Below are 21,025 nucleotides of genomic sequence, written 5' to 3'. Positions count from 1 at the left end.
TTGTAACATGTTAACAATTCAACAAAATAAAAAAGAAGGCTGTTCCAAAATAACTTTTTGGACAGCCTTCTTCTAGTTATTCACCTGACCTAGCTTTCCTTCCCGGACGTTTCACACCAGTCGTTTCTGTTGAATAGGAAGCTTCGATTATAGCGGCTGGATCTACAGAGAGAACGAGATCTTTCATTTTCGGATAAATGAATCGGTTTGTAATGCAATAAATGATTCTCTTATGCTCCCCTAAAAAACCACCTTCTCCATGTAGATACGTAACAGATAGTTGCAATTCTTTCATAAGTAAATCGCCTATTTCTTTATTCTTACCAGAAATAATCATAACGCTCTTACCTTGATTAATACCATCTAATATAAAATCAATCATCTTCGTAACAATATAGAAAATTGCTAATGAGAACATCGCTTGTTCGATTGAAAATAAAATGGCAACAAAGATGAAAATAACTGCATTTACTGCAAGTAAAAATGTACTAATCGGTACATTAAAGTGTTTATTCATCCAAACTGCTAACATTTCCGAACCGTCAATTGCTCCACCCATTTTAACAACAATCCCAACACCAATTCCAAACAGTACTCCACCATAAAGTACAATTAATAACTCAGAAGTCGTAATTGCTGGAAATGGTTTTAAATAAATTAATCCGAGTGTTGTAACTACATTCGCATAAGATGTACGGATAAAAAATTTCTTTCCCATTACTTTTGCAGTAAATAATAAAATTGGGATATTAATTCCTAAGAACACACCATAAAGCGGCAATCCTGCGACTTTATTTGCCATAATAGCAATAGCCGTTACCCCGCCATCTACTAATCCATTAGGTGCTAAAATAAGCTCTAATGAACCTGCTACTATAATTGAGCCAATTGTTAATAATACGTATTCAAATACTTTCTTCATTCATTACCCCCAAAACTTATATATTTTCTTAGTATTATTTTAACGTAATTTTACTACTAATTCAAAGGTATCGATTTATATACAAAAAGTTTCTCCTTTATCGCTATTTTTATGTAACACATGTAACGCGTAATACTAAAAACACACTTACAAATTAAAAGTAAGTGTGTTTTTAACATCTATTTAATCTTTACGTACGGCTTCATTTTTAATTCAAATATTTCCTCAACTGCCCTTTGATATCCACCGGCATTTCTAAGCGACTCTCCCACTTTACGACTATTCTCCTTAAACGTCACATCATCCATTACTTTCTTTACAGTCTCACGTAACAATTCAGAAGTTAACTCGTTGCGATTAAGTCTTATTCCTGCCCCTACTTCAGTCAATCGTTTTGCAACGAATGGCTGATCTCCTGTTACCGGAATTACAACTAATGGAACACCGTAATATAACGCTTCACTCGAACTATTCATACCACCATGTGTCACGAATACATCAGCATGCTGTAAAACTTCTAATTGCGGGACATAATTATACAACTTAAAGTTTTTCGGGATATTTTCAAATTGACTTATATTTATCTTCTTACCAACGACTAATACGACTGTCGCATCAACATCTTTAAACGCTTCAAAACATTTTTCATACAAAGCAGGTTGTTCATTAAAAACTGTTCCCATAGAAATGAAAATCACTTTTTCATTTTTTAAATCTTCGGTAGGAAAACTCCCCACTTCTTTTCGAGTAGCAATTGATGGACCTACAAATTTATACGATTCATCAAATACCTCTGAACGTGGCTGATATTCTTTTGAAGTATATACAATCGTAATATCACCAGGATGGTTCATAATATCATACATACTATTACATTTCATTCCATACTGCTTATTCCATCTTTCCATTCCCGCTAAACAAGATTGATATAATGGATCCATTTCATCTACTTGTCTCGATTCTTGCTCATCATGAAAATTAATGTACTGATTAACAGCAAACGTTGTACAGGATGAAACGCTTGGTAATTGTAAAATATTCGCTATAATACGTCCTACTGGAAAATGATTATCATATATTAAATAATCATATTTTTCCTCTTTTGTTTCTTCTACAATTTGAGTAACAATACGCTCTGATGCTTCAATCATATGAGATAGCATCGTCAAAGGGCTCCCACCTTCATTTACTCGTTCCATAATATTAATTTGAGAGAGAAAATTCTCAAACACTCGGAATTCCGCACCTGTTGCTTCAACCTTCTTTCTATAATCTTCAATACAATAAGAAACAACTGTTTCCCCTCGCTGAATTAACTCACTTACAACAGCTAAAGTCGGATTAATATGACCTTCCCCAGGAAAATTTATTACGAGTACATTTGCCATAACATTCTCTCCTATCCAATTAATATAATAAAATTAACAATTAATTATATTAATTAATTTAAGTCTATTATAAATGAATGCATTCTACTTCTTCATGCTTTTCTCTTCATTTTATTATTGAGAAATATTTTCTATAGTCTACATTATTGTGATTCACAATCTTATAAATGAATGCTTAATTTTACTTTTACTCTTCATAGATTTAAAGATACGAGTCTTACATTCAAGTATTACCACCATTATTTTTAGACAATTCATACAAAAATAGAGAAATATAATATTTTTAATGAGTTTTCACTATAAATGTAAGTATGCTGTCTATCTTTTTATCTTTATCCTCATAACACATCATCTGTTATATAATGAATTTATGGAATTTACAGAAAAAGGAGTCTTTTCATGTTACAACAACTATTCAATTCACCTATTCTATCCGTTCAAGCCTTGCACCCAGGTTATGAAGATCATGCAAGTGATGTTTTTCTCGTTCAAACAGAAGATACAGAAGTTATCGTTCGTGCTTCTAAAATGAATGAAGAACCAAATAATGATTTTTGGTGGGGATGTAAAAATCTATTTGGAATTGATCCAAGGAACGTCCATCATTTAGAAACTGTACATACATTGCTGCAAGAACATACGAATCTTCCTATCCCAACAATATTAGAAAAACATGTTTTAAATGGCCGTGAATTTGTGGTGGTCGAAAAGTTAGTAGGTAACACAGTTCAATCTTTTATCGAGCAACCAGATTCTATTTTATTCAGCCTAGGAAAAGGACTTGCAGAAATACATAAATTTAAAGCCGATTTCATAGGAAATCCGTCAGGCAAGTTCCAAGTTCCACTAGATGAATTCCAATCACATATTTTAAACGTGAGTAAAGAGCTTGTGAATATGTTTTATTCCGATGATGAAAGCATACAAAATGCATTCCCTACTTTTGAATCACAACTTTCTTCCCTGTCCGTACCAAAGGAATCTACACTCGTCTTAATTGATATGGATCCTACTCAATTTTTATCTGACGGTACAACTATTACAGGTTTAATAGATACTGAAGCTTACGCTGTTGCTCCGCGAGAGCTTGATTTTATCGGACTAGAATATGCACTTACCGAAAAAGAAGCACATGCCTTTAAAAGTGGTTACGAAACAATTATGTCTATTCCTCAATTAGAAGAATATAGACAGCCTTATCGTTATTTATACCGACTGTTATCTGTGCAAGGTAATGTGGAATTAAAGAAATGGTTAAGTCACCCATCCTATTTTTAAATACAAATGAGAGGGAGTATACAATGGATATTCAGAAAAAGCGTTATGTAACAGAAAGTGAAATACAGCAAATGAAGAATTTGGCTTATATTTGTGGGCAACAAGACAATCTTGATTACTCTTCAGATTTACATATCAACTTTTTAAAAAATCGAAATGAAGATTATATAAACGATTTTCTTCTTTATAACGGTACTCAATTAATTGGCGCTTTAAATATGTATGATTTCGAAAGACCAACAAAGCTTGAACTAATAGGCTTTGTACATCCTCATTTTAGAAAACAACGTTTCGGAACTATCCTTTTACAAACTGCAATGAAAGAAATACAAAATAGAGAGACAGATGAAGCTCTTCTTATTATTAATGGGGATTCTATTTCTGGGAATGAATTTGTAAAACATATGAAGTTACCATATTTATATAGTGAATATAGTATGGAGTTCAAAACAAACGAAATTCAAAAAACAACAGATAATAATATACAGCTTACTCTTGCACCTTCAGAATCACTTCTTGATCTTATTAAAATTTCTAGTAAAGCTTTTGGTGATTCAGTAGAAAATACGGCTACATGGTTACAAAAAATGATGAATTCATCTTCCCATCAAGTTTACAGTGCCCTTATTGCTGGAAAAGTGATAGGAACAATTACAGTTTCTAAACAAGAGCAATCTACTACACTATCAGGATTCGCCGTTCACCCTTCTTATCAAGGTAAAGGATACGGAAAAGATATTCTTTGTAATATAGTACATACTCTTATTACAGAAGGAGTTTCAACAATTGAGTTAGACGTCGAAACGAAAAATATCCACGCTTTAAAACTATATACACAATGTGGTTTTGAAATTAACACGAGGCATGACTATTATAATTTAATTAATTTTTAGGTGAATACATATGTTAAAAAAACAATTTATTTTAATTATGATATTTTAGCAGACATCTATAATAAACATTGGGGACATTTTGTTGAATACTCCTATCCAACCTCGTTTTACAAGATGCTCTTCCCTACTCTCGTATATTAGATCTTTGTTGCGGGACTGGTCATCTCTGCCGGTGATAGTTTAATTTAGTTGAACTAAAAAGTGTGTTTCGCAAAGTTTACTCCGTATTACATAACGAGGGTATATTCGCATTTGATATGAATAAAAAAATAAAAAAACTGAATCGAAATGATTCAGTTTTTTCTTAATATATTTACAATTGCAGTTGTTTCGTCATTTTCTTTATAGACACGCGGAATTCTTCTATCTAGCATACATGTAACTTCATAGTTTATTGTACCTAACATATCCGCTATTTCTTCTACTGCGATATTTTCTTCACCTTGTTTACCGTAGAATACTACTTCGTCTCCTACTTGTACTGGCATCGCTTTTGAAACATCCAACATTAACTGATCCATACAAACACGGCCAATAACAGGTACTCGAACCCCGTTAATTAACGCATAGCCTTTATTAGATAATTGACGATTATAACCATCAGCATAACCAATTGGTACAGTCGCAATCCATTCTTCACCAGTTGTTACATACGTATTCCCATAACTTACACCACGATTCTTCTTCGCATGTTTAATATGAGCTACTTTTGATTTTAACGACAACGCAGGCTGTAAAGAAACGACTGAATGATCCACTTCTTTTGATGGATACATACCGTACACTCCTATTCCAACGCGTACCATATTTTGAAATGTGTTACTTAATTCCATTGATCCCGCACTATTTGAACTATGAATATATGGTATTTGAATTCCTAATTCTTTCGCTGTATTAACAGCCTTTTCAAATAAACTTGTTTGCATATTCGTATATGATTTATCGATTTCATCTGCCGTAGAGTAATGCGTAAATATCCCTACTACCTCTACATACTCCATACGGTTTAATTCTTCTAAAAATGGTTTAACTTCTTCTTCTTGTAAACCGATACGACTCATTCCTGTATCAATTTTCACTTGAATTTGTACTTTCTTTTGAAGACGGTTTGCAATTTCATTTATACCATGTAAATCTTCTACTCTATAAACAGTCATCATAACGTCATATTGAATTACATCTTCTACAGCCGCTACTGGTGTGTATCCTAAAATTAAAATTGGTACAGTAATTCCTGCTTCTCTTAATTCTATTGCTTCATCTACAAATGCAACTGCAAGTTGATGTATTCCCGCTTCAATTGCAGCTTTGGCAACTTCAACTGCCCCATGGCCATACCCATTCGCTTTTACAGCAGCCATCATCTTAATTTCTTCATCATTTACATGTTTTTTAAATTCTTTTACATTATGTTTTACAGCATTTAAGTCAATTTCTACAATTGTATCTCTTCCATATTTCAAACTCATTGGTCTAACTCCTAACTCAATAATTGCATTCCATTCTATTTCACGTTTCATATGACCTTTTACAATATAATACTTTTCATTATGCTAGTCAAACTACTAGAATTTTCGGAATTTTTAGTATGATATAATATCCTCAAGAAACTATTATATACGGAGACGAGGAGAATTACAATGTTTGTTCAATCTGCATTGCATCAACTAAAAGTTGCAATCGATACTTCTATTTATATGCTTAACCAATATAGTGAAAACGATTTAAAAATACAACCGATTCACTCAAAACGATCATTATTTGAAATATGTGCACATCTTTCTCTTATTTGTCATGCTGATTTACTCATTTTAAATGGTATTTCAGAAAAAGAATTACATACCTTTTATATAGAACATATGCCCGTAACAGTTGCTCACATGCAACAAACGATGATTGAAGGATACAACCTTCTCTCTAAAACATTTCTTTCCTACTCCCAAATAGAATTAGCAGAAGTTATGACTGCCTATTGGGGGATTTCTTATTCGCGCTTTGAATGGTTACTTGAAATCGTTGCACACTTTTATCATCATCGTGGACAAATTCATATTTTATTATGCGAGCATATGAAAGATCCTCGCATTCCTTTATTTGAGTGATTTTCCACTCATTCATTAATTATAAATAGAGAAGCTACAAAACCAATAAAAAGTATCATTCCTAATAAAATAAATGTTTGAGCATAACCTCCTATTTTCATAAGATAAATAGAAATGATAGGTCCTATACTAGTACCTAAAAATAAAATAAAAGTATATTCCCCTTGCTTTCCCTCCTAATTGACCTACAAGAGAAACTAAAGACGGAACGGATATAGCAATACCTATTACAAAACAGACACTCATCATTACAAGTAGAGATAGATCCGAAACAAAGCCCATTGAACTTAGACTAAAAATAGCAATCAACAATCCTCCTTGAAGAACCTTTCTTACTTCAAACCTCTTTGTTAAACGACCTGCAAGTGGTGACAGCAACATACCAAACAGCCCTGCTAAGCGAAAATAAAGGATTTGTTCTGCAGTTAAATTGTAAGTAGGAGAGCTCAAATAATTCCCTAAAACAGTATACATATTAACAAAAGCCATTATTAAAACAGGATTTTTCACACTGACTAACTATTAGTTTTAAATAATTCGCAACTTCTTTAAGGCATAAGAAATTCCGCCTTCACTCGCCTTCGTTGTAACGAAATCAGCCCTTCTCTTCAACTCCTCTCCACCATTTCCCATCGCAACTCCTAATCCTACATACTGCAACATCTCAATATCATTTCCACCATCACCAAAAGCAATGGCTTCTGATTTACTAATATTTAAATGTTCCAATACTTTTTGAATTGCAGTTAGCTTCGATACTTTACTATCTTCCAATACATTCATAACGTAACCATGAAAACGGTCAAACGTAAGTGCTGGATATCTTTCAATGAATTTTTGAGCTTCTGCTTCATCAGCATACAGACATATGCAATACATCTCATCTGACAAATTTTTAACTTTGTCAGGATACCGCTCTAAATTTAAAGTTTCATTTAACGCTCGTATGACACGTTCATCTTTGGAGGCAATATCATTCATTGTAAATTCTTCTGTAAAGTAAGAAACACTGTGACCATGTAATTCAGCAAAATTTGAAATATCATGAACGATTTCGCTTGAAAGTACTGATTTATGTATAACTTCTTCCCCATATTTTATATGTGCACCATTTGCAGAAATATACGTTTTTATGCCTAGCCCCTTAAATTGTGAGCATAAACTATATGGTCTCCCTGTTGTAACAACTACGTGAATCCCCTTATCTATTAATCTTTGTACCGCGTCTTTTGTACTTTCGTGCATACTTCTATCAATCTCGCTTAAAAGCGTACCGTCAACATCAAAAAATGCAACTTTGTACATAAGTCTTTACATCCCGTCCAAATGATTCGTATCATTAATGAAATGCACCGTTTTTTGTTCACCCTCAATTTCAATTAAACTTATTCCCGTATCTCCCATTTTGAAATAGTAGTCCATTGAAATTGGCATATTGAAAAATGCACGTAATAGACTATTAATTACGCCTCCATGGGCAACAATCGCAATTCGATCATATGTATTCTCTGTCACAATTTTAGAAAAAATCCCTTCTATTCTCATTCGAAACTCAATAAATGACTCTCCGTTTTCAAAACGGTCATGAAGAAATTTTGGCTCTGGATATTTCTTTGCTTCTTCAAATGATAAGCCAGCTTGTATTCCATTATTAAACTCCATTAATTCCTCTTCTAATTGAATTGGACAACCAATTGCTTCTGCTAATGTTTCACCCGTTTCGCGAGCGCGTTTTAATGTGCTTGCCCAAATGAAATCTGGTGCAAAATCTTTTTTCACTTTCTGTACAAGTCTTTGTACTTGTCGTCTCCCTTTGTCAGTCAACTCAAAATCAGCTCGTCCTTCATGCACATGTAAAATATCAGCTTCTGATTCTCCATGGCGTATTAGTAGTATTTGCATGTTTCTCTCTCCCCCTTTATTTAACATTCACAAAATTCTATTATATCATATTTTAAGATTTCAAAATAAAAAGGAACGGTCTCCCGTCCCTCATCCATTCACTTTTTCCGCATCATTCCAATAATATTTACTAAACGCTTCTGTTAACACATCAATTGTGTTATATAATTCATCTAACGTATTATCAACACCACCAACTTCAATTAACATCGCATTTTTCGATAGATCTTGATTATAAACGCCATTTCCATCTTTTTTATACTTCGGAAAAATCCCTCTACTTAATCCGTAATAGTTTTCATCTAAATAACTATTGATCGCTCTTGCAATTTTTTCATTTTCAGCACGGCCTTCATTTTCCATCCCAATAATAAAATATAATCTTGCATACGATTTTCCATTAATTACTTTTGTTGTTACTTTCTTACGCTGATCATCACGATGTATATCAATCGGAAACGCAATTTTATTATTTTGTGCTAATGCTCCTTTTACATATTCATGAGATGCTTTATATGACTGATACCATACCCACTTTTTACTCGCTAATAAATCACCCATATTCGTTTTATCGTGAATTACTGGAATTCCTTGCCCCTCAAGTTGTTCCTTCATACGTTTTCCTAGTAAGGACACATTTACATCTGGGCTAGATGGATCAGTTGCCCCTGGTAATAATGGAAAAAAGGATTCCCAGCTATGTGTATGATAAATATATACTGCACTTTCACCTTTTTTCGCTCCGTTCTTTTTCTGAACCGGATTATTCTTTTCCGCTTCTGTAACTTTATCTTTTGCTACTTCCCGTTCTTTCGTTACTTCTTCAATCGGTACACTAGATTCATTTGGGATATTCGTCAAGTTTGTCCCTTCCCCAGCTACGATAATATTAGAATAATACTTTGACATACCAGGTACTTCTTTACCGACGAATGTTCTTAAATCTTTAATTTTCAAATCTGTCGCAATAGAGAACATTAAATTCCCAACTGACTCTCTTTTATTCTGCTTAAAATAATCAAATCCGTAATAGCGATTCTCACTTTCTATCATTTGAACAAAACCTTGCATCGATACTTTTCCAAACCATTGATTTGCATAATTCGATTTCATTGTATGTAAAAGTGACGTCAAAATCGACGCTATTATAATTACTATTAGCGCATATAAAGGGAGTAACGAAATCAGTTTCTTCCCATGTATTCGAGTTGCATACTTTTTCACTGCATCACCTTCTTTATACATGGATATGTACAAGCTTTTCGGAATATACGCACAAAAAAAGAGAAATGGTATCCCATTTCTCTTCCTCACTTTTATTGTTCTTTTCCTGTATCATTTGAAGGTAGTTTCTTCGCTTGTTTTTCTTTAAATATTTCTCCAATTGCCCCAAGAGTACCAAGTGTTTCAATTGCATTAGACGGAATAAAGACTTTATTTGCTGGTCCTTTTGCAACTTCAGCTAATGATTCGAATGATTTGTAAGCAAGGATACGCTCATCCAAATTCGCTTCACGAAGCAATTCAATACGGTTTTGTTCCGCTTTTGCGATTTCCTCAATTGCTCGCGCTTCCCCTTGTGCCTCTAATTCTTTCGCTTCTCTTATACCTTCAGCTTCGCGAATACGCGCTTCTTTATCCCCTTCAGCCATCAAGATTTTACTTTGCTTTTCCCCTTCAGCACGAAGAACTTTATCTTGTTTTGCTGCTTCAGCTTCTAAAATAATTGCACGTTTATTACGCTCAGCCTTCATTTGTTTTTCCATTGATGCTTGCACATCTTTTGGCGGGTTAATATCAACAACTTCGACACGTTCAATACGTACGCCCCATTTTTCTGTTGCTTCATCAAGCGCTAAGCGGATTTCTGTTGAAATTTTTTCACGACCAGATAACGTTTCATCCAATTCCATTTTACCGATAATTTGACGCATCGTTGCTGAAGTAATGTTACGCACACCATATTCATAGTTTGAAATACCATATGTCGCAAGTTCTGGTTCAACAATTTGATAGAAAATAATTGTATCTATTTCTACTTGCACATTATCTTTCGTAATTACCTTTTGCGGTGGTACATTCGTTTGTTGAATACGTAAATCGTGATATACACGAACGCGATCCACAATTGGGATTAAAATATTTAATCCTGGGTGCATTATACGTTGAAACTTACCAAATCTTTCAACAACCCCAACTTTTTGCTGAGGAATAATTTTAATTGTTAATGCGATAAATGTTACTACAATTAGCGCGAATATAATCGTTAACGTTAATGCTACCATGTTTATTCACTCTCCTTTTTCACTTGTAATATAGTACTATGCCTCTTTATAACAACGACTTTTTCTCCAGCATCAATTAAAGAATCTGCAATAGCTGTCCAAGTATCTCCATCTACCTTCACAATACCATTCGCTTCATTTGTAATCGCTTGCATAACAATCCCTTTTTTACCAACAAGCATATCTACTGTATCAGTAAAACCTTTTGCTTCTCGAAAGTTTTTTGAAATTCTTTTCGTAAAGAATGTCAAAGTTAAACTTACAATTGCACCAACAGTAACTTGTAACAGTAGTGCATCAGGAGCAAATAAAGCAATAAGACCTCCGACAACAGCTCCAATTCCAAGCCAAAGCATATAAAATGTAATCGACAACATTTCTGCAATAAATAAAATACCAGCTATTATAAACCAAATTACCCAAGCAGCCATATGCAACCCTCACTTTCTTTCTCATTTTCTATATGTATATGAAGAAAAGAATGGTTTATCCGCCCTTTCTTACACTTGGGCGTTTGCTACAAGCTATTGTACATACTCACTGTTACAATGATTATTAATATAATACTATATCAATATATTCTTCATTATACATGAAAATCCCTTTCAAAAAGTGACAAAAAATTAAATTCTTTAAAAATTTCATTTTTTAAATTACAATTATTCTAATTACTAAATACTATTTTTATGAGGTGTTATTCTTATTGAGAAACCTGTCACTAACCTACTACTTAGGTTCCAAAACATGCATTACTCTCGCTGACATCGTATATGTAATGATTATTACAACTCATATTTATATAGCAACTAAATCAGCTACTATTACTGCTCTTTTTCCATTATTACAAGTTATCACAAATCTAATTGCTAACATCTCTGCACCACTTATAATAAATCGTTTTCCGTCTTATACGTTGTTATATACGCTACAATGGCTAAAAACAGTCTTTTTACTATTATTAATGATTTTGTTTCCGGTCTTATCCACAAACATTATAGCTCTATTAACTTTTATTTTTTTCATTTCATTATGTAGTGGATGGAGCGCTCCATTACTATACAGCATTCTTCCGCGCCTTACACCGAAAGAAAAATTAGTAAAAGTAAATAGTATCTTTTCCTTTTCAACACAAATTGCGCAAGCCGCCGCTTATTCATTTACGAGTGTTATCGTTCTTCTCATTGGCGCTACATCTACACTCATGGTTAATAACATGTTAATGATTTTGGGATGTATTGCATTACACTTTTCATTACGTACCATACATACTGAACGAATAGCAGATCCTCCCTCTTCAAAAAGTACTGCTTTATCGGAAGGTTGGAAACTCTTATTTCAAAATCCTTCTCTCCGTACCGTTACATATATGGACTTAATTGAAACTTTCGCAGGGACAATATGGATTGGTGCTATTACGATGGCATATGTTACGACTATCCTTCATAAAGGCGAGGAATGGTGGGGATATATTAATACAAGTTATTATGTTGGCACGTTAATCGGTGGTCTATTGGCATGGAAAATGAGTTCCTATATTCAAAACAATTTAATACGCTCCATGTCGATAGGCTCTCTTATGTTTAGCATTCTTACATTTTTATATGGTATGACAAGTAGCGGATTTATTGCGATTTTCCTATGTGTTCTAATGGGACCATGTTATCAAATTAGAGATATTTCCCAAACGACTGTTTTACAATCAAGTGTCGCCCCTGCTTTATTATCAAAAATGTATACAGCACATGGTGCACTTCTTTCAACAGCCTCTGGACTATCTATGCTTAGTGTTGGCATTATTACTGATATGTTCGGTGTTCGTACAATTTATATCATCGCTTCTATTCTTATTTTATGTTCCGCTTGTTTATCTTTTAGTTTATTAAAATATCATAAAACAGAACAGAATAATCTATCACTGTAGTAAATACAGCAAAAAGGACAGGCATTCCCTGTCCTTTTTGCTTATTCTATTCATGATAAGTTCGGGATTTTTCTATGTTTTGTCACCTGTTCAAAAGCGTAAGCTAGCTTAATTAATATTCCTTCACTAAAGGCAGTACTTGCAATCGTAATTCCAAAAGGTCTCCCGCTTTCCATATATCCTGCAGGTATTGCTATAGACGGATAACCCGCTTTCGCACATATAGTAGAAGCTATATAGGAAGGAAACAGTATCGCATCAAGATTATATTTTTCCAATGCAAAATCAATGCCTTGTTCTTGTGAAAAATATATATCTTCTAATCTTGCATTTAAATATTCTGGATTTCGTAACGTATTAGGAAAATCTTTTCTTCCCTCTAACTTAGTTTGTCCATATTTTAAAGCTCTTTCTGCTATGTTTTTATTAAACTCCATTAACTCCGAAATAGAATGTACCGGAATAGTAGAAGGTAATTTAGAAAGATAGTTATCTAAACTATGCTTCAGTTCATAAAGCGGCACTCCCCAACTCCATTCTCTATGAAAAGAAGGAATATTAATATTTTCTACTACTGTCGCTCCTTCATTACGTAATACTTGGATCGTTTCCTTAAACAAGATTTCATCATACTCACCATTTTCGTAATAATCTTTTGGTGCATCGTTAAACACACCAATCTTCGCTCCATTTAAGCCATTAACATTAAGATATTTTGTATAATCCTGCTCTGCCCTACCTTCACTTCTATGAGTAGCAACATCTTTCTCATCTACTCCAATTAAACTCCCTAGCAAAATAGCAGCATCTGTTACCGTTCTAGCAAATGGTCCAGCTGTATCTTGCGAATAAGTAAATGGAATAATTCCTCTACGACTAATTAAACCGACAGTCGGTTTAATACCTACTACAGAATTTTGAACAGCAGGGCTCAAAATAGAAGCATCGGTTTCTGTCCCAATAGATACTACTGTAAAGTTAGCGGCAACTGCTATCGCAGATCCTGTACTAGATCCGCCAACAAACATATGGTCCTTGCCCGTTCCGTATGGATTGATTGTTTGACCACCTCTTGCACTATATCCAGCCCACATTTCAAAAGACATTGCATTTGCTAATTCTGTCATATTTGTTTTTCCTATTATTACCGCTCCGGCTTCTCGTAATTTTGTAACGAGAAATGCATCTTCACTGCTTATATTTTGTTCTAGAGCAATCATACCTGCACTTGTATGCATGGAGTCATTCGTTTCAATATTGTCTTTAAGCAAAACAGGTATACCATGTAATGGACCCCTTATACCTTTTGTCTTTCTTTCATAATCTAACGCTTCTGCAATAAAAATAGCATCTGGATTGATTTCTAAAATAGAATTAATTTCCGGTCCGTCTTGGTCATACTTTGCGATTCTATGAAGATAATACATCACTAATTCCTTTGAAGTTAACTGCCCAGATTCCATTTCGGTTTGTATATCATGAATTGTTAATTCTTTTTTTAATACTGGATTAAACTGAATCTCCATTTATATTCTCCCTTATAGCAACTTTTTTGCGTATAACTCTTACTTTTTCATCTTTTCACCCCAACTATTCCAAACTAATATTCCTTTAAAGAAATTCAATTTATCTATTCAAAAAGCCTTTAATTTCCCGAAAAATAAAAAGAGTCTGAAACGAATGAACTTTCGCTTCAGACTCTTTTATTACTTTACATATATCTCATCTAATAAGTGTAAAAACTCTCCTTGTTTCCCTGCTAATTCAGGGCATTTTGCAATATTAACCCATTCGTAGCTAAACGCTAAACCTTGATCTTTCTCACCAGCACTTACTATATGTTCCCATGTATCTTTTACATCAGTTAGTAAAGTTACATGAAAAAAGTGACGTTTTTCATATTCCTGTTTTTCCTTCACATGTATAATGTAATCTGCTAAAAAACGCTCTATACATAAATGACGCAATCCGGATTCTTCCTGTACTTCACGCAATATAGCCGCTTCTAACGTTTCACCTTCATCAACCGTTCCCCCTGGCACTTGAATACCAGCTTCATGTATATCACGATGTTTAAAAACCAGTAATTGCATAACCCCCTCTTTTTCTCTTGTAATATATGCATGTACTTTTTTCTTATATAACATCGTCATTATACGTCTCTCCCCTCAATCATTTACTCTGTTACTTCTTCAAGCGTCAGTTGATTATCATACAAATATGTAGCTTGTGGATTTCCCACATACCTTACGTGCCATGGTTCATACCGATAGCCCGTAATCGTTTCTTTCGCTTTTGTGTATCGAATCACAAAACCAAATTTATGGGCATTTTCAGAAAGCCACTGACCTTCTTTCGTTTCCCCAAAAACCGTCTCTAACTGAAATTTAGCAGATTGAGACGTAATATCCATAGCTAATCCAGTTTGATGCTCACTTGTGCCAGGAACCGCGCTAGACATTGCTGTTTTTGCTTCCCCATCTTGTTTTTTATACATCGTATTTAATGCTTTTTGTCGATCAAAGGATCTAAATCCAGAAACTGCAAAAAGGAAAATACGCTCGTTGTTAGCTTGCTGGAACATTTCCTCAAGCGCCCTCGCTGCCTCTTTTCTCATCTTTTTCTTTTCTTGATCACCTTCACTAGAGTAGCGCACTTTCGGAATAACTAAATCTGGCGGTCTATAACCATCTGGTAAACGCCTACTTTTATTCACAAGTACAAGCATTGAATTCGGATTATTAATTACCGCAATATCTCCATCCATATTAGCAATCGTTTCTTTCGCTTTCGGAAATATACTATTTACACTTACTTCCCGCGCCTGCTTATCCTTATACATTTTATAATTGATTCCTGCTACTCCAACAATAATTATTGCAGCTACGATACCGAGTAGTGCCCATCTTTTTTTCATATAACGACCTCTTATTTTAATAATTTGGCCATTTCATACTCATCGATGTCCTTTCCATCGATAATAAGAGCAGCTTTTTTGACACCTTCTTTCTCAAATCCAGCTTTTTTATATAGTGCCTGAGCTCTTGTATTGTGGGCCATTACTGTTAATTCTAAACGCCATACATCATGTAATTTTGCCCACTTCTCAACCTCTTTAAACAATCTCGTCCCAATACCTCGCCCGTTATACTCTTGCAAAATACCAATTACAATGCTTGCCACATGCCTCTTTCTTTGAATGTTATTTCCATTCACTAATATAAAACCTATTATTCTCTCATCTTCAACTGCTACAAATATTGTTGCATATTCATTTTCTATAAATCGCTGGATCATTTTTTCTTGTTGCTCAGCTGTAGTTTTCCTTTCTCCTGGTTCATATAACATAAACTTCGTTTCTTCATCTAATTGCTTACTTAATTGCAAAAATGATGCTGCATCTTCTACTTTGATCTCCCTAATCACCTAAATCACCCTATCAATTTCATAATATAAAAATTTTCCTTGTAAAAAGATTTTCTCTGCCATTTCAAAAATCCCTTTCTAATTCTCCTATTATAATTAGACAAATTTCGATATCGCTATAATAATTATTAATCATGTCCATTTTGTGACATCTTGCTATCCACATTTCAAACCAACACAAAAAACGTAAGCATTACACTTACGCTTTTCCAAGATTAAAGTGAGCTAATAATTATCGATAGATACCCTGGCTAATTCAAGTTTCACTTTATCCATTCACTTTTTCTGCCTGCCAAAAATATTCACCAAATGCTTTAGCAAGTGCATCAATTGATCGATTCAATTCTTCCTCCGTATTATCTACACCGCCAACTTCTATTAATATCGCTTGTCCTGATAAATCTTGATTATAGATTCCATTTCCTGTTTGGAAACCTTTTTGAATGACCCCACGACTCACTCCTGGATATTTCTTATTAATCGCCTCATGTAAAGCTGTCGCTAATTGTAAGTTTTTTTCATAATTTTTATTTCCTTTCCCTACTACAAATGCAAGCTTCGCATATGATTTATCTCCAATTGTTTTTGTCGTTACATTCTTTCGAGCACTATCACGATGCAAATCAAAAAAGTATTGAAGATCTTTATTTCCAGCCATAGCTTGCTGCACAATTTCTCGTGACATTTTATACGAACTATTACTGTTTAAACCCTTACTTATTAACTTTTGACCAACATCACTCTTATCGTTAGTAGCTCCAATCCCTTCACCTTCTAGTTGTTCACGGAAACGATCTCCTAATATAGAAATATTCGATACAGAACTCGTTGCTTTATTCGGATTCGGGTCATTCGTTAAGTTAAGTAAAGGTAAATAAGATTCCCAGCTATGTGTATGATAAATAAACGCAACTTGTCTTTTCCCGGTCGTTTGGGACGGCTGTTTTTTCTCTTTATTCGTATCTTGTTTAGGTGCTTGTCCAGTTCCACTAGTCCGTTCTTTCACTACTTCTTCAAGAGGTACACTCGACTCTATCGGTAAGTTAGAATAGTTTGTACCCTCACCCGCAATAACAATTTCTGTATCGTACTTACCAAACCCGGGTAGCTCTTTCCCGACAAAACTGCGTACATCATTAAAGCGAATATTTGTAGCCATAGAAAAGAGAAAAGAAGAAATTGAAAAATCTTGATTCAAATTTCGATACTCCTGTGTAAAATAATGATTCTCTTTTCCAAGTACATACATGTAACCATTCATCGATAACTCATTTAACCAATTATATAAATACGTTGACTTCGTCTCTTTCATAGAGGTTACCATCATACTAATAAGAAAAAAAGTCGCTAGCACTGTAGTAATAACAAATAAAACTAACTTACGCATACTTGTAAACTTCATAAAAAAAAAGCCCCGATTCATACTATCACCTCTCTATTTCAAGTTATGTACAAGCCCTAGAGAATAGACCGTTAAAATTTCGGCTATATTGTTAATGAGGTGAAATGAATTGAAGCTATTAATAGGAATATTACCAATCGCTCTATCATTCATTTTTTATTTGTCCGCTAAGCATCCAAAAATCTCTATTGTGCTACATATTTCTGCGTACTTGGCACTGTATGTACTCGGTACAATTATTTCCATTAATATATACGATGTTTTAATACAAGATTTAGTTTTCATGACGAGCATTCATGGGATTTTACTGAATCCATTTTTCCTTATTGCAGGAGCGTATATAGGAACATACACGTTGTACCTACTTATGTCTCACATTATTATAAAAATAAAAAATGGAGCGTAATGAAATGCAACCACCATTTATCTGTCATACATGCAAAAAAAGAATTGTGAGAAAGAAAGATCTTGTTACCGCCATATGGTACTTCCGCTTTTATTTATTTCACAGTGATTGTTTTAAACGACAGCAAGTGTTCATCTCACGATTTATCCCTGTGAATACACTTTTCAATTTCTTTCTTATTATATATGGACTTATTTTTGGCTGCATTCTTATGATTACAGAACCATCTATTATTTGGCTGATTTTCTTATTTCCCATTTTTTATCGGTTTCTTTCTTATTATTATATTGAACGTTTTTTCTCTACATAACGTGCAGACTGACCTCTCGGAATACTTAAACATTCCCACTCATTTTCTTTTAACATCTTCCCAATGTAAATAATCTGACCAATATGCAATGCATAATGAGAAATTTGCCTTTCAATTGCTTGCATGACAGTATGTGCTTCACCGCGAATGTATACCGTCTTCAATAAGTGTTCCGGCGTTAAAGTATTCATCGTATTAAAAACATATTTCCATCCTTCTTGCCAATCTATAAGGGCTTCTTCTTTTGAATGATAGCATCCCTCAAATTCACTATCTCGATTACGATCTGTTTTTTCACCATCAGACGTTAAAAAATCCGTCCATCTAGAACGCATATTACCGTGCAGATGCTTTATAATAATCGCTATACTATTTGTTTCTTCATGAGAAGACCATTGTATTTGCTCATATGATAATTGAGAAAGTGCCCGTTCCCCTTGCTTCTTTGTTGCTTTAAAGTTCGAAATCGCACATTGTAAATATTCTCGTCCGATATCCATATTAGCCCCTACCTTCACCCTAGCTAATTTTCGTTCCATTTGGCAATTCCATATTAGGCTGAAGTAACACAACATCACCAGCTTCAGGAACGCCGCCAAGCACAAGCACTTCTGATTTGAATCCAGCTACACGCTTTGGTGGAAAGTTTACAACAGCAACGATTTGTTGACCAACTAAATCTTCTGGACTATACCTTTTCGTAATTTGAGCACTTGACTGCTTTATCCCGATTTCTCCAAAATCTATTGCTAGTTTAATCGCTGGTATTCTCGCTTCTTTAAATTCCTCTGCATGTATTACAGTTCCAATTCTCAAATCCAAATTTAAAAAATCTTCAAAATTAACCATTTATCATTCCTCCCAATTATTACTTAGACAAAATACAAAAATCCCCTTCAAAAAAAGAAAGGTGCCTAAGCACCTTTCTTTTGTAATTCACTTGATTCATTTGATTTATAGAAGAAGAAACCGAGAATCCCGCCAATACATGATGGAATTAACCATCCAATTCCTTCGTTATATAACGGTAACATTTGTAGTACATTAGAAATCGCGTCAATTTTAATTTTCGCACTTTCTAAACCGTTAAAGAAACTAATTAACAATGCACCTAAAATAGCTCCAATATAAATTGTATTACGCTTCCCAATCCACTTATGGAAATACGAAAGTACAATTAATACAATTGCAACTGGATAAATGATCATTAACACAGGTAATGTTACTGCGATTAATTGTGTTAAACCTAGGTTAGATACAATTAAACTAAATACACATACCATTGTTACAATCGTTTTATGCGAAAGTTTTGGGAATAAGTTTGTAAAGAAACCCGCACACGCAGATGTTAACCCAACAGAAGTTGTTAAACAAGCGAGTATAATAACAAGTCCTAATAAAACTTTACCACTCGTCCCATATAGCTCATTTACAACATTCGTTAAAATAAGACCACCGTTTTCTGAGACACCAAGTGATGTACTTGTTGAACCAAGATAAGCAAGTGATAAATAGATTAACGTTAAACCAAGTACAGCAATAATACCTGATACGACTGTTATTTTTGCAATTTGGCTACTCTCTTTTATCCCTTTAGAGCGAATAACTTGTACAACGACAATTCCAAATACGAGAGCACTAATTGCATCCATCGTTAAATACCCTTGAATAAATCCACCAAAGAAAGCATTCTCTTGGTAAGCAGCTAACGGCGCAGCCGGCTCTCCAATTGGATCAATAATTGCCTTTCCGACAATAACAGCAACAATTAATACTAATAGTGGTGTAAGAAACTTTCCAAACCAATCCACTAATTTAGATGGATTTAATGATAAATACCACGTTATTCCGAAGAAAACTATCGTGAAAAGAAATAGCATGTACCACTCTGAAACCATTGCCTCTGATAAAAACGGCTTCATACCCATTTCAAACGAAACAGCTCCAGTACGCGGAATCGCGAAAAATGGTCCAATTGCTAAATAACTAATCAATGGGAAAATAAACGCAAATATAGGGTGGACTCTAGAAGATAGCGCTTTCAAGTCCCCCTCTACAAACGCGACAGCTGTTACAGCTAGTAGGGGTAATCCGACTCCCGTTACAAGGAATCCTATTGTAGCAATCCAAACATTCTCTCCTGCTTGTTGACCTAAAACTGGCGGGAAAATTAAATTTCCTGCTCCTAAAAATAATGCAAATAGCATCAAACCAATTGCTACCGTATCACCTGGCCTTAAACGTCCCTTCATGCTCTTCATTTGCATAGCACTTTTTCATTGTTTATCTCTATATTTTACAATATGCTATGCATCCTCCTCTCTGCTCAAGATGATAAAATATGCCCCTTACAAAGCAGTGTCTTTCTCCATAATTTCTCCATTCCCCTTATTTTTACTCTAATCATTAATACAATTGTTATTTTTGAATTTTGAGTTTTTTGAATTTTTAAATCATTAGAGTGTTATTACGTGGAGTATAGTTGTCAGACCTCTTTGTTTTTATCACACATATAGTAACATATTTAGTTGCAAAATAAAAACATATTTTCAAATTGATTTTTTTGAAAATCGAAATTATCTACATTTTTTATTCTCTTACACAAATATTGTTATAATCTCACCTATTACCCTGTCGTTATTTTAAAATAACTTTACACACGTAACATAACAAAAGCCATCCAAGATAATTGAAGTGCACCCCAATTGTTAGACACAGTCTAACAATTGGAGGTGCATTTTTTATAGCTAAATTTTCTTCAAAAGAAAAAATCCAAGCGGTGAAACGATA

At 34.0% G+C, this 21,025-nt stretch carries 22 protein-coding genes and 2 pseudogenes; 7 read left to right on the top strand and 17 right to left on the bottom strand.

The genetic code is table 11. The features are described from left to right. Positions 1 to 76: 76 nt before the first annotated feature. Positions 77 to 922 carry a YitT family protein gene (locus tag ACTJJY_RS20990; protein WP_000755125.1) on the bottom strand — a complete coding sequence of 282 codons (846 nt, stop codon included), beginning with the start codon at positions 920 to 922 and terminating at the stop codon, positions 77 to 79. 179 nt (positions 923 to 1,101) lie between these two features. Then, positions 1,102 to 2,310, bottom strand: coding sequence for a macrolide family glycosyltransferase (locus ACTJJY_RS20985; RefSeq protein WP_440606439.1), 1,209 nt, complete (start codon positions 2,308 to 2,310; stop codon positions 1,102 to 1,104). 399 nt (positions 2,311 to 2,709) lie between these two features. Here ACTJJY_RS20985 and ACTJJY_RS20980 point away from each other — a divergent pair, with 399 nt between their 5' ends. The 3 genes and pseudogenes from ACTJJY_RS20980 to ACTJJY_RS20970 form a co-directional block, all read left to right on the top strand. Then, positions 2,710 to 3,588 (top strand): nitrate reductase, encoded by an 879-nt coding sequence (locus ACTJJY_RS20980; protein WP_440606438.1) that lies wholly within the window; start codon positions 2,710 to 2,712, stop codon positions 3,586 to 3,588. Positions 3,589 to 3,611: 23 nt separating this feature from the next. Further along, positions 3,612 to 4,481: a GNAT family N-acetyltransferase gene (locus ACTJJY_RS20975; protein WP_440606437.1), complete on the top strand. Its 870-nt coding sequence runs from the start codon at positions 3,612 to 3,614 to the stop codon at positions 4,479 to 4,481. Then, a pseudogene (locus tag ACTJJY_RS20970) lies at positions 4,482 to 4,744 on the top strand (class I SAM-dependent methyltransferase); the annotation flags it as partial. Positions 4,745 to 4,774: 30 nt separating this feature from the next. Here the strand turns inward: ACTJJY_RS20970 and alr are convergent. Next, a complete protein-coding gene (gene alr, locus ACTJJY_RS20965; protein ID WP_001987589.1) occupies positions 4,775 to 5,950 on the bottom strand; it encodes an alanine racemase in 1,176 nt (391 codons plus the stop codon). Between the two features lie 171 nt (positions 5,951 to 6,121). Here alr and ACTJJY_RS20960 point away from each other — a divergent pair, with 171 nt between their 5' ends. Beyond that, positions 6,122 to 6,583 carry a DinB family protein gene (locus tag ACTJJY_RS20960; protein ID WP_440606436.1) on the top strand — a complete coding sequence of 154 codons (462 nt, stop codon included), beginning with the start codon at positions 6,122 to 6,124 and terminating at the stop codon, positions 6,581 to 6,583. 8 nt (positions 6,584 to 6,591) lie between these two features. On the opposite strand, the pseudogene ACTJJY_RS20955 reads toward ACTJJY_RS20960, so the two are convergent. From ACTJJY_RS20955 to ACTJJY_RS20930, 6 genes and pseudogenes are all read right to left on the bottom strand, one after another. Beyond that, positions 6,592 to 7,081 (bottom strand): annotated as a pseudogene (locus tag ACTJJY_RS20955) (MFS transporter); the annotation flags it as partial. A 30-nt stretch (positions 7,082 to 7,111) separates the two neighbouring features. After that, positions 7,112 to 7,888 (bottom strand): Cof-type HAD-IIB family hydrolase, encoded by a 777-nt coding sequence (locus tag ACTJJY_RS20950; protein WP_440606435.1) that lies wholly within the window; start codon positions 7,886 to 7,888, stop codon positions 7,112 to 7,114. 6 nt (positions 7,889 to 7,894) lie between these two features. Further along, a complete protein-coding gene (locus tag ACTJJY_RS20945) occupies positions 7,895 to 8,485 on the bottom strand; it encodes a histidine phosphatase family protein (protein WP_001166442.1) in 591 nt (196 codons plus the stop codon). Positions 8,486 to 8,575: 90 nt separating this feature from the next. Further along, positions 8,576 to 9,781 carry a stage II sporulation protein P gene (spoIIP, locus tag ACTJJY_RS20940; RefSeq protein ID WP_440606487.1) on the bottom strand — a complete coding sequence of 402 codons (1,206 nt, stop codon included), beginning with the start codon at positions 9,779 to 9,781 and terminating at the stop codon, positions 8,576 to 8,578. A 20-nt stretch (positions 9,782 to 9,801) separates the two neighbouring features. Continuing rightward, on the bottom strand, positions 9,802 to 10,770 hold the full coding sequence (locus tag ACTJJY_RS20935) for an SPFH domain-containing protein (protein ID WP_000226254.1): 969 nt from the start codon (positions 10,768 to 10,770) through the stop codon (positions 9,802 to 9,804). A 2-nt stretch (positions 10,771 to 10,772) separates the two neighbouring features. Further along, the gene (locus ACTJJY_RS20930; protein WP_440606434.1) at positions 10,773 to 11,201 is read right to left on the bottom strand and encodes an NfeD family protein; all 429 of its coding nucleotides are present in this window, start codon (positions 11,199 to 11,201) and stop codon (positions 10,773 to 10,775) included. Positions 11,202 to 11,473: 272 nt separating this feature from the next. Between ACTJJY_RS20930 and ACTJJY_RS20925 the strand changes: the two genes are divergently transcribed. Beyond that, the gene (locus ACTJJY_RS20925; RefSeq protein WP_440606433.1) at positions 11,474 to 12,691 is read left to right on the top strand and encodes an MFS transporter; all 1,218 of its coding nucleotides are present in this window, start codon (positions 11,474 to 11,476) and stop codon (positions 12,689 to 12,691) included. Between the two features lie 50 nt (positions 12,692 to 12,741). Here the strand turns inward: ACTJJY_RS20925 and ACTJJY_RS20920 are convergent, their stop codons facing one another. The 5 genes from ACTJJY_RS20920 to spoIIP (ACTJJY_RS20900) all read right to left on the bottom strand — a co-directional run bounded on the left by ACTJJY_RS20920 (position 12,742) and on the right by spoIIP (ACTJJY_RS20900) (position 17,540). Continuing rightward, the gene (locus tag ACTJJY_RS20920) at positions 12,742 to 14,217 is read right to left on the bottom strand and encodes an amidase family protein (protein ID WP_440606432.1); all 1,476 of its coding nucleotides are present in this window, start codon (positions 14,215 to 14,217) and stop codon (positions 12,742 to 12,744) included. 180 nt (positions 14,218 to 14,397) lie between these two features. After that, entirely contained in the window at positions 14,398 to 14,844 is a 447-nt protein-coding gene (locus ACTJJY_RS20915) for an NUDIX hydrolase (protein ID WP_016512975.1), read from the bottom strand. Between the two features lie 23 nt (positions 14,845 to 14,867). Further along, positions 14,868 to 15,608, bottom strand: coding sequence for a M15 family metallopeptidase (locus ACTJJY_RS20910; RefSeq protein WP_000747650.1), 741 nt, complete (start codon positions 15,606 to 15,608; stop codon positions 14,868 to 14,870). 11 nt (positions 15,609 to 15,619) lie between these two features. Further along, a complete protein-coding gene (locus ACTJJY_RS20905) occupies positions 15,620 to 16,117 on the bottom strand; it encodes a GNAT family N-acetyltransferase (RefSeq protein WP_002093964.1) in 498 nt (165 codons plus the stop codon). Between the two features lie 268 nt (positions 16,118 to 16,385). Beyond that, a complete protein-coding gene (spoIIP, locus tag ACTJJY_RS20900) occupies positions 16,386 to 17,540 on the bottom strand; it encodes a stage II sporulation protein P (RefSeq protein ID WP_001079283.1) in 1,155 nt (384 codons plus the stop codon). An 88-nt stretch (positions 17,541 to 17,628) separates the two neighbouring features. On the opposite strand from spoIIP (ACTJJY_RS20900), the gene ACTJJY_RS20895 reads away from it, so the two are divergent. Beyond that, positions 17,629 to 17,925, top strand: a complete 297-nt coding sequence (locus tag ACTJJY_RS20895) for a hypothetical protein (RefSeq protein ID WP_000770728.1) — start codon at positions 17,629 to 17,631, stop codon at positions 17,923 to 17,925. Between the two features lie 4 nt (positions 17,926 to 17,929). After that, complete coding sequence (locus ACTJJY_RS20890) at positions 17,930 to 18,235, top strand: permease (RefSeq protein ID WP_440606431.1); 306 nt, start codon at positions 17,930 to 17,932, stop codon at positions 18,233 to 18,235. Here the strand turns inward: ACTJJY_RS20890 and ACTJJY_RS20885 are convergent. The 3 genes from ACTJJY_RS20885 to brnQ4 all read right to left on the bottom strand — a co-directional run bounded on the left by ACTJJY_RS20885 (position 18,208) and on the right by brnQ4 (position 20,487). Next, positions 18,208 to 18,774: a DUF1572 domain-containing protein gene (locus tag ACTJJY_RS20885; protein ID WP_015055115.1), complete on the bottom strand. Its 567-nt coding sequence runs from the start codon at positions 18,772 to 18,774 to the stop codon at positions 18,208 to 18,210. The genes ACTJJY_RS20890 and ACTJJY_RS20885 overlap by 28 nt on opposite strands. Next, on the bottom strand, positions 18,755 to 19,084 hold the full coding sequence (gene csaA / locus ACTJJY_RS20880) for a chaperone CsaA (protein ID WP_061661195.1): 330 nt from the start codon (positions 19,082 to 19,084) through the stop codon (positions 18,755 to 18,757). The genes ACTJJY_RS20885 and csaA overlap by 20 nt, the downstream gene beginning before the upstream one ends. Before the next feature lie 65 nt (positions 19,085 to 19,149). Beyond that, a complete protein-coding gene (gene brnQ4 / locus ACTJJY_RS20875) occupies positions 19,150 to 20,487 on the bottom strand; it encodes a branched-chain amino acid transport system II carrier protein BrnQ4 (RefSeq protein WP_396530541.1) in 1,338 nt (445 codons plus the stop codon). Between the last annotated feature and the right edge of the window lie 538 nt (positions 20,488 to 21,025).

The organism is Bacillus sp. 22475, assembly GCF_052044835.1.
GTDB lineage: Bacteria > Bacillota > Bacilli > Bacillales > Bacillaceae_G > Bacillus_A > Bacillus_A cereus.
The sequence above is the reverse complement of the archived record's forward strand: the minus strand, read 5'-3'. Positions and strand labels throughout refer to the sequence as shown.

What these genes read in the sequence shown, in the direction of transcription:
- ACTJJY_RS20990 (WP_000755125.1), bottom strand. Translation starts at nt 922, where the DNA reads ATGAAGAAAGTATTTGAATACGTATTATTAACAATTGGCTCAATTATA.
- ACTJJY_RS20985 (WP_440606439.1), bottom strand. Translation starts at nt 2,310, where the DNA reads ATGGCAAATGTACTCGTAATAAATTTTCCTGGGGAAGGTCATATTAAT.
- ACTJJY_RS20980 (WP_440606438.1), top strand. Translation starts at nt 2,710, where the DNA reads ATGTTACAACAACTATTCAATTCACCTATTCTATCCGTTCAAGCCTTG.
- ACTJJY_RS20975 (WP_440606437.1), top strand. Translation starts at nt 3,612, where the DNA reads ATGGATATTCAGAAAAAGCGTTATGTAACAGAAAGTGAAATACAGCAA.
- alr (WP_001987589.1), bottom strand. Translation starts at nt 5,950, where the DNA reads ATGAGTTTGAAATATGGAAGAGATACAATTGTAGAAATTGACTTAAAT.
- ACTJJY_RS20960 (WP_440606436.1), top strand. Translation starts at nt 6,122, where the DNA reads ATGTTTGTTCAATCTGCATTGCATCAACTAAAAGTTGCAATCGATACT.
- ACTJJY_RS20950 (WP_440606435.1), bottom strand. Translation starts at nt 7,888, where the DNA reads ATGTACAAAGTTGCATTTTTTGATGTTGACGGTACGCTTTTAAGCGAG.
- ACTJJY_RS20945 (WP_001166442.1), bottom strand. Translation starts at nt 8,485, where the DNA reads ATGCAAATACTACTAATACGCCATGGAGAATCAGAAGCTGATATTTTA.
- ACTJJY_RS20935 (WP_000226254.1), bottom strand. Translation starts at nt 10,770, where the DNA reads ATGGTAGCATTAACGTTAACGATTATATTCGCGCTAATTGTAGTAACA.
- ACTJJY_RS20930 (WP_440606434.1), bottom strand. Translation starts at nt 11,201, where the DNA reads ATGGCTGCTTGGGTAATTTGGTTTATAATAGCTGGTATTTTATTTATT.
- ACTJJY_RS20920 (WP_440606432.1), bottom strand. Translation starts at nt 14,217, where the DNA reads ATGGAGATTCAGTTTAATCCAGTATTAAAAAAAGAATTAACAATTCAT.
- ACTJJY_RS20915 (WP_016512975.1), bottom strand. Translation starts at nt 14,844, where the DNA reads ATGACGATGTTATATAAGAAAAAAGTACATGCATATATTACAAGAGAA.
- ACTJJY_RS20910 (WP_000747650.1), bottom strand. Translation starts at nt 15,608, where the DNA reads ATGAAAAAAAGATGGGCACTACTCGGTATCGTAGCTGCAATAATTATT.
- spoIIP (WP_001079283.1), bottom strand. Translation starts at nt 17,540, where the DNA reads ATGAATCGGGGCTTTTTTTTTATGAAGTTTACAAGTATGCGTAAGTTA.
- ACTJJY_RS20890 (WP_440606431.1), top strand. Translation starts at nt 17,930, where the DNA reads ATGCAACCACCATTTATCTGTCATACATGCAAAAAAAGAATTGTGAGA.
- ACTJJY_RS20885 (WP_015055115.1), bottom strand. Translation starts at nt 18,774, where the DNA reads ATGGAACGAAAATTAGCTAGGGTGAAGGTAGGGGCTAATATGGATATC.
- csaA (WP_061661195.1), bottom strand. Translation starts at nt 19,084, where the DNA reads ATGGTTAATTTTGAAGATTTTTTAAATTTGGATTTGAGAATTGGAACT.
- brnQ4 (WP_396530541.1), bottom strand. Translation starts at nt 20,487, where the DNA reads ATGAAGGGACGTTTAAGGCCAGGTGATACGGTAGCAATTGGTTTGATG.